The organism is Acinetobacter oleivorans DR1 (assembly GCF_000196795.1).
Classification (GTDB): Bacteria; Pseudomonadota; Gammaproteobacteria; order Pseudomonadales; family Moraxellaceae; genus Acinetobacter; species Acinetobacter oleivorans.
This window is the reverse complement of the sequence record NC_014259.1, coordinates 862,010-874,503: the sequence shown is the minus strand read 5'-3', so window position 1 is coordinate 874,503 and position 12,494 is coordinate 862,010. Positions and strand designations below refer to the sequence as shown.

At 38.2% G+C, this 12,494-nt stretch carries 10 protein-coding genes; 4 read left to right on the top strand and 6 right to left on the bottom strand.

Annotated elements, in window-relative coordinates:
• Positions 1-98: 98 nt before the first annotated feature.
• Positions 99-1,004, bottom strand: a complete 906-nt coding sequence (gene ttcA / locus AOLE_RS04090) for a tRNA 2-thiocytidine(32) synthetase TtcA (RefSeq protein ID WP_005307874.1) — start codon at positions 1,002-1,004, stop codon at positions 99-101.
• A gap of 505 nt (positions 1,005-1,509) precedes the next feature.
• Here ttcA and AOLE_RS04085 point away from each other — a divergent pair.
• Both AOLE_RS04085 and htpX read left to right on the top strand, forming a co-directional pair.
• Positions 1,510-2,370 (top strand): lytic transglycosylase domain-containing protein, encoded by an 861-nt coding sequence (locus AOLE_RS04085; RefSeq protein ID WP_023274146.1) that lies wholly within the window; start codon positions 1,510-1,512, stop codon positions 2,368-2,370.
• A 246-nt stretch (positions 2,371-2,616) separates the two neighbouring features.
• Entirely contained in the window at positions 2,617-3,522 is a 906-nt protein-coding gene (htpX, locus tag AOLE_RS04080; RefSeq protein WP_005307880.1) for a protease HtpX, read from the top strand.
• Positions 3,523-3,571: 49 nt separating this feature from the next.
• Here the strand turns inward: htpX and AOLE_RS04075 are convergent, their stop codons facing one another.
• On the bottom strand, positions 3,572-4,147 hold the full coding sequence (locus tag AOLE_RS04075) for a DUF4112 domain-containing protein (protein ID WP_013197011.1): 576 nt from the start codon (positions 4,145-4,147) through the stop codon (positions 3,572-3,574).
• 72 nt (positions 4,148-4,219) lie between these two features.
• Positions 4,220-7,315, bottom strand: coding sequence for a multidrug efflux RND transporter permease subunit (locus AOLE_RS04070; protein ID WP_013197010.1), 3,096 nt, complete (start codon positions 7,313-7,315; stop codon positions 4,220-4,222).
• Positions 7,316-7,578: 263 nt separating this feature from the next.
• Between AOLE_RS04070 and AOLE_RS04065 the strand changes: the two genes are divergently transcribed.
• Positions 7,579-8,721: a glycerophosphodiester phosphodiesterase gene (locus AOLE_RS04065; RefSeq protein WP_013197009.1), complete on the top strand. Its 1,143-nt coding sequence runs from the start codon at positions 7,579-7,581 to the stop codon at positions 8,719-8,721.
• 45 nt (positions 8,722-8,766) lie between these two features.
• Here AOLE_RS04065 and AOLE_RS04060 read toward each other — a convergent pair whose 3' ends face one another.
• The gene (locus AOLE_RS04060; protein ID WP_013197008.1) at positions 8,767-9,729 is read right to left on the bottom strand and encodes an MBL fold metallo-hydrolase; all 963 of its coding nucleotides are present in this window, start codon (positions 9,727-9,729) and stop codon (positions 8,767-8,769) included.
• Positions 9,730-9,835: 106 nt separating this feature from the next.
• Between AOLE_RS04060 and AOLE_RS04055 the strand changes: the two genes are divergently transcribed.
• Positions 9,836-10,210: a diacylglycerol kinase gene (locus AOLE_RS04055; protein ID WP_013197007.1), complete on the top strand. Its 375-nt coding sequence runs from the start codon at positions 9,836-9,838 to the stop codon at positions 10,208-10,210.
• Positions 10,211-10,380: 170 nt separating this feature from the next.
• On the opposite strand, the gene groL is transcribed toward AOLE_RS04055, so the two are convergent.
• Together groL and AOLE_RS04045 are read right to left on the bottom strand one after the other, a co-directional pair.
• Positions 10,381-12,015, bottom strand: coding sequence for a chaperonin GroEL (gene groL / locus AOLE_RS04050; protein WP_005307896.1), 1,635 nt, complete (start codon positions 12,013-12,015; stop codon positions 10,381-10,383).
• Between the two features lie 58 nt (positions 12,016-12,073).
• A complete protein-coding gene (locus tag AOLE_RS04045; protein WP_002120604.1) occupies positions 12,074-12,364 on the bottom strand; it encodes a co-chaperone GroES in 291 nt (96 codons plus the stop codon).
• Positions 12,365-12,494 lie beyond the last annotated feature (130 nt).

Here is a 12,494-nt window from a genome sequence, read left to right as displayed (position 1 = left end):
GGCTATGACTTTTTGTACGGAACATTCATTTTTTAGTATTTTGATACATTAAAGGCACTTGTTTATAAAGTGCCTTTAACATTGTCTATATCTAGCGTTTATTCAGCAGCAAAGCTTAAGTTCACGACATCTAAACGGTTTTTAAGCTCTTCTGGATCTTTAAAATCTAACTCGCGCTGAGAATCTAAAGCTTCAAAATCGAACAATTCACGGTCCGCTAACTGAGACGGCGATACGTTTTGTAACGCGCCGAAAATACTATGTAAGCGTTTCGGATATTGTTTATCCCAGTCACGTAGCATTTCATTAAGCATGGCACGCTGCAAGTTTTCCTGCGAACCACAAAGGTTACATGGAATGATTGGGAACTGACGTAACTCTGCATATTTGATGATGTCTTTTTCTTCAACATATGCCAATGGACGAATCAGAATATTCTTCTTGTCCGATGATAAAAGCTTTGGAGGCATCGCCTTTAAACTTCCGCCATGAAACAGGTTTAAGAAGAATGTTGCAAGAATATCATCGCGATGATGTCCTAAAGCAACTTTAGTCGCACCAATTTCTTGTGCAAAGCCATACAAAGAACCACGGCGTAAACGTGAACATACTGCACAGTAGGTTTTCCCTTCCGGTGTTAAACGTTTAGTAATGGTATAGGTGTCTTTTTCTAAAATGTAATATGGAATGTTATTTTCTTCCATATAACGAGGTAAGACATCTTCAGGAAAGCCCGGTTGCTTTTGGTCAAGATTAACCGCAACAACATCAAAATTGATTGGTGCAATACGTTTAAACTGCAACATGATATCGAGCAAGGTATAACTGTCTTTACCACCAGACACACACACCATGACCTTATCGCCCTCTTCAATCATATTGAAGTCACGAATAGCATGCCCAACTTGACGGCGAAGCTTCTTGAGCAAACGGTAATAGGCCGAGCTTGTTGGAAGTTCAGGCTTAAAATTAAATCCCTGATTGGACTCAACTGGCGCGTACATAGACGAGATATACCCATAAATAAAAATACCGCGCAATTTTATATGATTCAGAAGAGAATCGCATCAAAAGAATAGTTTCAATTCTTGAAGTCGTCACATTGCTCATGCATGATGCAAAAGTGATGCTCTATTTTTGACTGAAGCGTTCAAAAAATGTGCAAAATGCTTACTTTTTGGACTTTTCCACAGTTTTCCACAAAACCTGTGGATAAAATTGTGGATTTCTTCGCACTTGACAAACTGTTTTGACCTTCTGTTAAGGGTTTTATTTAAATTGATCATTTTTTAACCAATGTTTTTTACCCTTTAATATCAACATGTTATTCAAGTCAATAGAATCATTTTAAAAATAATTTTTAATTTTTTTTGATGAGCATTCGAACAAAACAGCTTGATTTTTTGAAAGAGTCGAAATAAAAAAAATTACACAAAACTTCTTTAAGTAATATTTTTTGATAAACTCTTTGGCAAGTTTTAAATACCTTAAAATTGTGAATAACATAAAATGAAAAATTCGGTTCAATTTCTGATTTCTTGTTTGCTGGGGATGACCACTTTTACGGTCGGCATGACTTCGAGTTCAGCAGGCCAAATGTATATTTACCAAGATAAAAATGGTAGTACATTGCTCACTAACCGAAAAAGTTATGATCAATCACTTAAAAAAGTAAAAGTGACTTACTACCCTGATAGTAATATTCATAGTTATACGAACTGGGGAGCATCAGAAGCTTCTGTTCTGCCAAGCTACAATAAAAATAAAAATGCTTTTGATCATATTATTAAACAAGCTGCTCTACAGCATGGTGTATCTGAAGGCTTAATTAAGGCTGTCATGCATACCGAGTCAGGATTTAACGTCAATGCCCGCTCTCCAGTAGGCGCGCAAGGTCTTATGCAGCTTATGCCAGCGACTGCACGTCGATTTAACGTGACCAATGCCTTTGATGCTCAGCAAAATATTTTTGCAGGTGCAAAATATTTAAGCTGGTTACTCAAACGTTTTGGGGGTAATACTCAAATGGCGCTTGCTGCTTATAATGCTGGCGAAGGAAACGTTGATAAATACGGCGGTATTCCACCTTTTCGTGAAACACAAGATTACGTGCGCCGTGTAACGAGCCGATATCAAAACTTATATTCATCTGGTTCTGGTTTCTCATCTTTTTCTAATACTTCAGCACAAGTCACTTCTCAATCTACTAATTTAGTGGAAAACACAACAGCTCAAATAGCAGCACCAGCTCCTAAACATTCCAATTCTCGTCAAATTGTGACTTTATCTAATGGAACATTTACTGATGCGCCTACAGGTACTTATGTCACAAACAATGCCACAGCAATTGCACATATTCGAATAGAGTAAGAACGTTTACTGACAGTTTATTTCGTCAAGTTTATGTGCTTTAAATTGTAATGATCTATTACCTGATCCTTACCATTTAGGCGAATTTAGCCAATTATTCTTTAAATTTAGGTACATTCTACTTCGTGAAAGAATGTATCAATTCCTTATTTTTTTCTTGAATTTTTCCCCTAAGCCCCGCATATTAGCTGCATGATTTAGAATTTGTAAATCAGATAACATTTTATTTATAAGAGGATTTTCTCAATGATGCGGATTGGTTTGTTTTTGCTTACCAACCTCGCGGTACTGGTTGTAGCTGGCATTATTTTGTCACTCTTCGGTGTCGGTAGTTACCATGGCGCGGGTGGCTTGAATCTAGGCAACCTTTTAGTGATCTGTTTTGTGTTTGGTATGGTGGGATCTTTAATCTCGTTATTCATGTCAAAATGGATGGCTAAGAAAACGACCGGTACAGAACTGATCGACCCGAATGCTCCTCGTAACCAAGCTGAAAGCTGGTTATTGCAAACAGTCGCTGAACTTTCTCAACGTTCTGGTATTAACATGCCAGAGGTTGGTATTTTTCCATCATATCAATCCAATGCCTTTGCAACAGGCTGGAATAAGAATGATGCCTTAGTTGCAGTTTCATCTGGTCTACTTGAACGTATGAACAAAGATGAGCTACGTGCTGTGCTTGCGCACGAAATTGGTCACGTTGCGAATGGTGACATGGTTACCCTAGCACTCATCCAAGGTGTCGTGAACGCCTTTGTTATGTTCTTTGCTCGCGTAGTCGGTGATTTTATCGACCGTAATGTTTTTGGTCGTCAAGATGATCAAGCCCCAGGTATGGGTTATTTCCTCATTACCATGGTATTAGATATCGTCTTTGGTATTCTCGCTTCTGCGATTGTGATGTGGTTCTCTCGTTATCGTGAATACCGTGCTGATGAAGCAGGTGCACGTTTAGCAGGTAAACAAGCAATGATTTCTGCATTATTACGTCTCCAAGCTGAGACAGAATTGCCAGATCAAATGCCAAAAGAAATGAAAGCTTTCGCGATTGCGGAAGGTAAAGAACAAGGCTTTAGCTTAGCTGCTTTGTTCCAAACCCACCCAACAATTGAACAACGTGTGGCAGCTTTACATCAATTAGATTGCCCATAAAACGTTTAACGTGAAGAGATAAAGCCTCCAACTGGAGGCTTTATTTTTATTACATGGTTTGATAGAGACCCCAAAGATAACTTGCACCCCACCAAACAGCGAAACCAATTAAAAGTAGTACAAACGCGCCTAATAAATCGGGTATATGCAACCATAACCAACTCACCACAGGATTACGCCAGAAAGCTGAGTGCTGCTGCTTCTTTTCGAGTTTTTCATGCAAATATGGATGAACAACATGAATATCGCTCTGAATCGCATATTCTTCGCGTATGTGTGTATGAACTACATCTAATGCTTTTCTACTAGGGCGTATAAAAATATCAAAAATAGTCCCAGCAACTGGAACAAAACCCACTACAGCATCTACAACAGCGAGTTTGATAACTGGAGTTAACTTATGTTGTGGTACACCAATCTGTTTAGCTTTATAAATCGCATAACACGTCAGCACAAAACCTGCGACATCACCGGCAATCGGAATCGTGCTCAGTGCAGCATCGGCACCAATGCCCTGCTTCGTAAAAGGAATACGCACCGCGCTGTCCATCATGGTGGCAAACTTGGCAAGGTCTCGTTCTAATGCGATGACCTGTTGCTCTGTTAATTTTTTTTCTTGAGGCATCTAAATCAAATATATGAAGAGAAGTTAAACTTAATATACTTGATTTAATGCCTCTTTTTAAATTGTTTACTTTTAACTAGATGCTTTCGATCTAAATAGTGAACGCAATAACACATACATAACTGGAATAAAGAATAAAACCAGCACCGTACCAAACATAACACCACCTAAAATACTAATACCGATTTCTTGACGGCTCACAGCCCCAGCGCCTTGAGCAAACACGAGAGGAATCACACCTGCACCAAAAGCTAAAGAGGTCATTAAAATCGGTCTTAGACGCAAGCTAGCGCCCTCTAAAGCTGCCTGAATGGCATTCTTACCCTTTTCTTGAGCCAAGGCTGCAAACTCAACAATTAAAATTGCGTTTTTACATGACAGACCAATTGTGGTTAACAGTGCAATCTGGAAATACACATCATTGGGTAGTCCGAAAATATAAGAGAAAATGACACTTCCTCCGACACCTAGCGGAATAGAGGTCATCACAGCGGCTGGAATGCTCAAGCTTTCATAAAGAGCGGCTAAACATAAGAAAATAAAGCCTGCCGAAATTAAATATAACCAGACGGCCTGATTTGTCGACTTCTGTTCTTCAAAAGATAAACCTGTCCAAGCTAAACCGACATCTTTTTGCTGATTTACAAGTTGTTCAACATCTTTCATTGCCTGACCTGAACTGCTACCACTCGCAACATCTGCCTGTAACTGCAAGGCGCTATAACCCATATAGCGTTTTACGATTTCAGGAGCGCCACCCCAGCTAAAGTTAGCAAATGAACTAAAAGGCACCATTTCATTTTGGTTGTTACGCACAGACCAGTTATATAAATCTTCAGGTTTCGATCTAAACTCGGCATCACCTTGAATCATGACACGCTTAATACGACCGCGGTCAATAAAGTCATTTACATACGTTCCGCCCCACGCGCTCGACAAAGTATTGTTAATTGCAGGGAGTTCTAAACCATTTGCTAATGCTTGTTTCTGATCAATTTTGATATTGAGATTTGCTTTACTATTGGTTGATTGCTTATCAAAGTTTTCAAAAGTTGAATAATTTTTACTTTGAGTTTGCAACTGACGGAAGGTGCTATCTAGAAAATCTTGTCCTTGCCCATTTAGATCTTGAATCCATAAATCCATACCGTCGGTTTGACCTAAACCATTTACCGAAGGTGGTAAAGTCACATTAATTTGAGCATTATTTAATTGACTAAAATATTTCATTGCCCGCTTTTGTATAGCATCCGCTGAGTTTTCTTTTCCGGTACGCACATCCCACGGTTTTAAAGCAATGAACCCTTGTGCTAAATTTTGTCCTGTACCCGAATTGTTTCGACCATAGCGGATTAAGACTAAATCGACATTTTTATCTTCTTGAGTTAAGAAATATTGACGAACTTGTTCACCAATTTTCTGACTTTGAGAAATCGGAGCGCTATCAACAAGTTTAATTTGAACACTTAAAATGCCTTGATCTTCTTTAGGAATAAATCCACTTTTTAAACCGCTATAGAACAGTGCAAAAACAGCAATCAAAGCCACAAAAATCACAACAACCGACTTACTGTAATCAATGCTTGTTTGAACGATCTTGATATATTGATTTTTAAGTTGATCAATCTTTTGGTTAAACCAAACTGCCCAGCGCATAGGCTGAGGATTAGGCTTTAAAATTAAGGCACACAATGCTGGTGTTAGGACTAATGCAACAACAAGCGATAACGCCATAGCGGCAACTAAGGTAATGGAAAACTGGCGGTAAATCACCCCAATTGAGCCACCTAAAAAAGACATTGGAATAAAAACAGCAGTTAATACCAATGTAATCCCAATTAAAGCCCCACTAATTTCGCCCATTGACTCAATCGCTGCTTCTTTGGGTGTTAAGTGCTGTTCATGCATGAGCCGTTCAACGTTTTCCACGACTACAATCGCATCATCCACTAACAAACCAATGGCGAGTACCAGTGCAAATAGGGTTAAGGTATTAATGCTAAAACCGAGCACGTATAAAACAGCAAAAGTTCCTAAAATAACAACCGGAACGGTAATACTCGGAATGAGTGTCGCGCGCCAGCTTTGCAAAAATAGGAACATTACCAAAATAACTAAAATAATCGCTTCAATAAGGGTCTTTACGACTTCTTTAATCGACTCTTGAACAAACGGTGTATTATCACGTGGATAAACAATTTTATAGCCAGCAGGTAATTTAGTTGTAAGCTGATCTAGAGTTTGATGGATGAGTTTAGAGGTCTGAATGGCATTTGCACCCGAAGACAGTGAAATACCTAAACCTGCGGCAGGATAACCATTAATGGTGTTAAATGACTGATAGTTTTCTGCACCTAACTCAACTCTAGCAATATCTTTTAAATAGACATAACTCGCTGTTTGGTTTGATTTCACTACAATATTTTTAAAATCTTCGACTGTTTTTAGTCGAGAACCAGCTGTAACTTTAGTATTTAAATATTGTCCATCAATAACAGGTAAATCACCAATTGCACCCGCAGCCACTTGGGTATTTTGAGCAGTGATTGCACTGGCAACATCACTTGGCATTAAATTATATTGTTTTAATTTATCAGGGTTTAACCAGATTCGCATTGCATATTGCGAACCGAAAACATCAGACTCACCCACCCCTTCAATACGGTTCAGGTTATCGACCACGTGTGTCGTTAAATAGTCTGATAGCTCAATATTTCCCGCTTTACCAGTCGAGTCATATAAACCTACCACCATAAAAGTATCGCCCAGAGACTTACTTACCGTCACCCCTTGGCGTTGTACTTCATCTGGTAAACGTCTTATCACGCCACTAATGCTATTTTGTACTTGTACCTGTGCCGTATCTGGATTTGTTCCATTATCAAAACTAATGGTAATTCGGCTACGTCCCGACGAGTCGCTGGTAGAGCTGAAATAAAGTAAGTGATCAATACCTTGTATTTGCTGTTCTAAAATTTGAGTAACACTTTGCTCAACCGTTTGTGCATCTGCCCCACTATAACTTGCCGATACTGTAATTTTTGGAGGTGCAATATCGGGGTAGCGTTCTACTGGCAAATTCAGAACCGAGAAAATACCAAATGCCATAACAATAATTGCAAGTACACTGGCAAAAATAGGGCGCTGAATAAAAAATTTAGATAGCATGGCTGCTCAGAATTAAGTCGTCAATTAACGGGTGGCAATACCGAATTCGGCATCTTGATCATCAACGAGCGATATATAAAAGACAAGTAGAATTAACACAATAAATGCAATTAGGACAAAAACAAAGCAGGAATGCCTATTTCCTACAAACCCATAAAGAAGGTTTTAACAAGTGTCACTGAAAGTTCATGAATTCTTCATGATCACGTCAAACTCAATAAGCAGACTAGAGCCGTTTCAACTAAAACAATATGAGTAGAATTATGTTTAAAAGAGCAATTTTATGCTTAAGTTTAATTAGCTTGGTTGGTTGTAATGACGATGATAAAACTGAAAACACGCCAACTACACCAGAATATCAACTTCCTAAGATTTTAGTGATTGGGCACCGTGGCGCTAGCGCTTTACGCCCTGAACACACTTTAGCTTCTTATCAAAAAGCCATTGATGATGGTGCAGATTTTATTGAACCGGATTTAGTATCTACAAAAGACGGCGTGTTAGTTACTCGCCATGAAAATGAGATTGGTGGAACAACCAATGTAAGCACTTTAACTCAGTTTGCAGACCGTAAAACAACAAAAAATATTGATGGTAAAGACTTAACAGGTTGGTTTACAGAAGACTTCACTTTAAGTGAATTAAACCAACTTAAAGCGCGTGAACGTATTCCAGAGTTCCGACCTGCAAACACAGCTTATAATGATCTCTACCCTGTCCCGACTCTAGAACAAGTGATTGAGCTGGCAGAAGCAAATTATAAAAAAACGGGAAAAATTATTGGCTTATATATTGAGACTAAACATCCGACTTACTTTAAAAATCATAATCTGGCAATGGAAGATACTCTTCTTAAAACACTAGCCAAATATGAATATACACGTGATATTGCACCTGTCTATTTACAGTCTTTTGAAGTGAGTAATTTAAAATATTTAAAAGATCAGCTCGACCTTCATAAAACCATTAAACATGCACAAATTATTCAACTTTATGACGCTAAAACTTCGCAACCAGCCGACTTCGTTGAATCTGGTGAAACTAAAACTTATGCTGATTTAGCCACAGCACAAAGCTTAAAAGACATAGCTAAATATGCAAACGGTGTAGGACCAAGTAAAGGTTATATTCTAAACTTTAATGACAATGGCTCAGTTCAAACGACTTCGTTTATTTCTGATGCGCATAAAGCTGGCTTAAAAGTACATCCTTATACTTTCCGTCCAGAAAATAATTTCTTACCAAAGCCTTTAAAATGCAGTCAAGATAAACCAGCTGAGCGCTGCCCAACTGGTGCTTTAAAAGAGTTTGAAGCCTATTTCAAAGCGGGTGTTGATGGAGTCTTTACAGATGACCCAGCACTTGGCCGTGAAGCCGTTATTAATTATGAAAAAGCTGCAAAATAATTAAAATTTTTAATAAAAAACAGGGCAATAAATGCCCTGTTTTTTTTATTTCTCTACGACATTATCAAAATAAAGTGGGATCCACTGATATTGCTCAGCGTTTACTTTATAAACATGACCAATGCCTGGGAATGGTAAATGTGGTGCTGCGACCCATTGCTGTTTATTTGAAATTTCAGCAAACATTTTTAAACGGGTATTAATCGCCTGCTCAGAATTCACATCAAAATCCACACCAGTTTTTGGAGCATCAAACTGCAAAGAATGCGAGTGAACAATATCTCCAACAAAAATGATTTGCTGATCATTACTCTTTAAGCGAAAGCTATGATGCCCAGGTGTATGACCACGTGTATCGATCACTTCAAAACCTTGAATAACATCGCCATCTTTAAATGTCTTGAATGCTTTTTTTGCTTGATATGGAGCAAGAGCAGTTTTTATATTTTTCACAGTACCTAAATAGTTTTGCTTTTTATCTGCTGGCACTGTTTTTTCAGAAGCTGGATTTAACCAATAATCAGCTTCGCGTTCATGTGCATAAACGGTTGCATTTGGAAATACAGCTTTCCCATTTTGGGCAATACCACACACATGGTCAGGGTGTAGATGAGTAAGTAAAACAGTTTTTACATTAGCAAGTTGATAACCTGCCAATTCAATATTTTTTGCAATCGAACCCAGTTGTGGGCCAAAGCAACTTGCTGCACCACTATCGACAAGCGTTAAATTCTTACCATCATCTACTAAAAATGCATTGACCGAAGTTTGAATACCCTTCTCATTCACAGCGGCATATTTCGTTAATATTTTAGTTTTTTGAGTCTGATTTAAATTTTTAAACAAGTTAGGATTTAGATAAATCGTGCCATCAAGTAAAGACGTTACACGGTATTTTCCGAATTGATGCTTATAATATCCAGGTACTTGTTGAGTAGGAGTTTGTTCGGCATACGCAGCATGCATGCTAAAAAATGCAAGACCCAAAGCTACACATAATTTTTTCATCTCTTCTTCTCTATTCAGTTATAAAGTCAAAATCTTTAAAAAAGATTTAATAATTTTTTAAGACCCAAATTATATAATGCATGAAATGTGTCAGAAATATAAGTAAATGAATAGCTATTCTCCTTATAAAGGTAAAACAGGCCTTAAGCGTATATTAAATGCAACGGGCTACTCGATTTCCGGATTTAAAGCAGCATATAAAAATGAAGCAGCTTTCCGTCAAATTGTTTTGATTAATCTTATTTTAATTCCAGTTAGTTTCTTTCTTGAAGTAACCCGCAGTGAACACGTCTTACTCATTATTGTATGTCTATTTGCAATGATCGTTGAATTGTTCAATTCGGCTATTGAAGCAGTCGTTGACCGAGTGTCTCTTGAAAAACATCAGCTTTCTAAAAATGCAAAAGATATGGGAAGTGCCGCTCAATTTGTTGCGCTTTCTATTATTGCCATTACATGGTTGTTCATTTTATTAGGATAAAAAAAACCATGCTTATAAGTAAATAAGCATGGCTGTAACAAAGAGGAACTTCTAGCTGCTGTTCCTGTTTTTTAATATAAGTTATTGAACTTAACTATTTCTTAAAATCACGTAAAATAAAAAATCCCTGTATTAACAGGGATTTTTTTAGTTCAAGCGTTGATGCGTTATTACATCATTCCGCCCATACCACCCATACCGCCCATATCTGGAACAGCTGGTTTATCTTCTGGAATGTCAGTAATCATACATTCTGTAGTTAACATTAAACCAGCTACAGAAGCAGCGTGTTCAAGTGCAGAACGAGTTACTTTAGCTGGGTCAAGAATACCCATTTCTAACATATCGCCATATTCGCCAGTTGCAGCGTTATAACCGAAGTTACCTTCACCCGCTTTAACTGCATTGATAACTACAGATGGCTCATCACCAGCGTTTGAAACGATTTGACGAAGTGGAGCTTCGATCGCACGGCGTAAAATATTGATACCCGCTGTTTGATCGTCGTTAGCACCTTTTAGGTTGTCTAATACATTTACAGCACGTACTAGCGCAACACCACCACCAGCAACCACACCTTCTTCAACTGCTGCACGAGTTGCATGAAGTGCGTCGTCTACGCGGTCTTTCTTCTCTTTCATTTCAACTTCAGTTGCCGCACCAATTTTAATTACAGCAACACCGCCTGCTAATTTAGCAACACGTTCTTGTAATTTTTCACGGTCGTATTCTGAAGAAGATTCTTCAATTTGAGCACGGATTTGCTGAACACGCTCAGCAATAGCAGCTGCATCACCAGCACCATCAACAATTACAGTGTTTTCTTTAGAAACAGTGATCTTGTGTGCAGTACCTAAATCTTGAAGAGTTGCTTGTTCTAAAGACATACCAACTTCTTCAGAAATAACAGTTGCGCCAGTCAAGATTGCGATGTCTTGAAGCATTGCTTTACGACGGTCACCGAAACCAGGAGCTTTAACAGCACATACTTTGATAATACCACGCATGTTGTTTACAACAAGAGTAGCAAGTGCTTCGCCTTCAACATCTTCAGCGATGATAAGAAGTGGTTTACCAGTTTTCGCAACTGCTTCTAAAACAGAAATCAATTCACGAATATTACCGATTTTTTTGTCAACAAGAAGAATGAACGGGTTTTCAAGCTCAGCTGTTAAAGTATCTTGCTTGTTTGCAAAGTACGGAGAGATATAACCACGGTCAAACTGCATACCTTCTACAACGTCTAAAGCGTCTTCGAAGCCAGAACCTTCTTCTACAGTGATTACGCCTTCTTTACCTACTTTTTCCATCGCTTGAGCGATAAGTTTACCAACAGTAGTGTCAGAGTTAGCAGAGATAGAACCAACTTGTTCAATCGCTTTAAAATCATCAGCAGGTTTTGCATTTGAACGGATATTTTCAACTACAGTTTTTACTGCGATATCAATACCACGTTTTAAATCCATTGGGTTCATACCTGCAGTTACAGATTTGATCCCTTCATTTAAAATTGCTTGAGCAAGTACAGTTGCAGTTGTAGTACCGTCACCAGCGATGTCGTTAGTTTTGCTAGAAACTTCACGAACAAGTTGAGCACCCATGTTTTCAAACTTGTCTTTTAAAGAAATTTCTTTAGCAACAGTTACACCGTCTTTAGTGATGTGTGGAGCACCGAAAGAACGGTCAATCACTACGTTACGACCTTTAGGGCCTAAAGTCACTTTAACAGCATCTGCAAGTACGTTTACACCTGCAATCATTTTTGAGCGAGCTGAATCACCAAATTTTACGTCTTTAGCTGACATATTAAACTCCGAATCTTTTTAAATACTGAATCTGATAATGAATTGAGTTATGGATTGATTAGCCTTCCAACACAGCTAAAATGTCTGACTCTTTCATGATTAAGAGTTCTTCACCACTTACTTTCACTGTTGTACCTGCATAAGTACCAAACAATACTTTGTCACCAACTTTAACATCCAAAGCACGTACGCCATTCTCAGTGATTTGACCATTACCTACTGCAATTACTTCACCTTGAGATGGTTTTTCAGCAGCAGAACCTGGAAGTAAAATACCACCAGCAGTTTTGGTTTCTTCTTCTACGCGACGAATTACAACGCGATCATGTAATGGACGAATGTTGCTCATAATTAACTCCATCAGACTAAGTCTTTTTGATTAATCGTTATTGCTTTAATCCAGAGCAATAACAAAATATTTAGATGTCACTTTTGTGGGGATGAAAAAAAAGGCTTCAAGGGGAAAATGAAAAAAAACT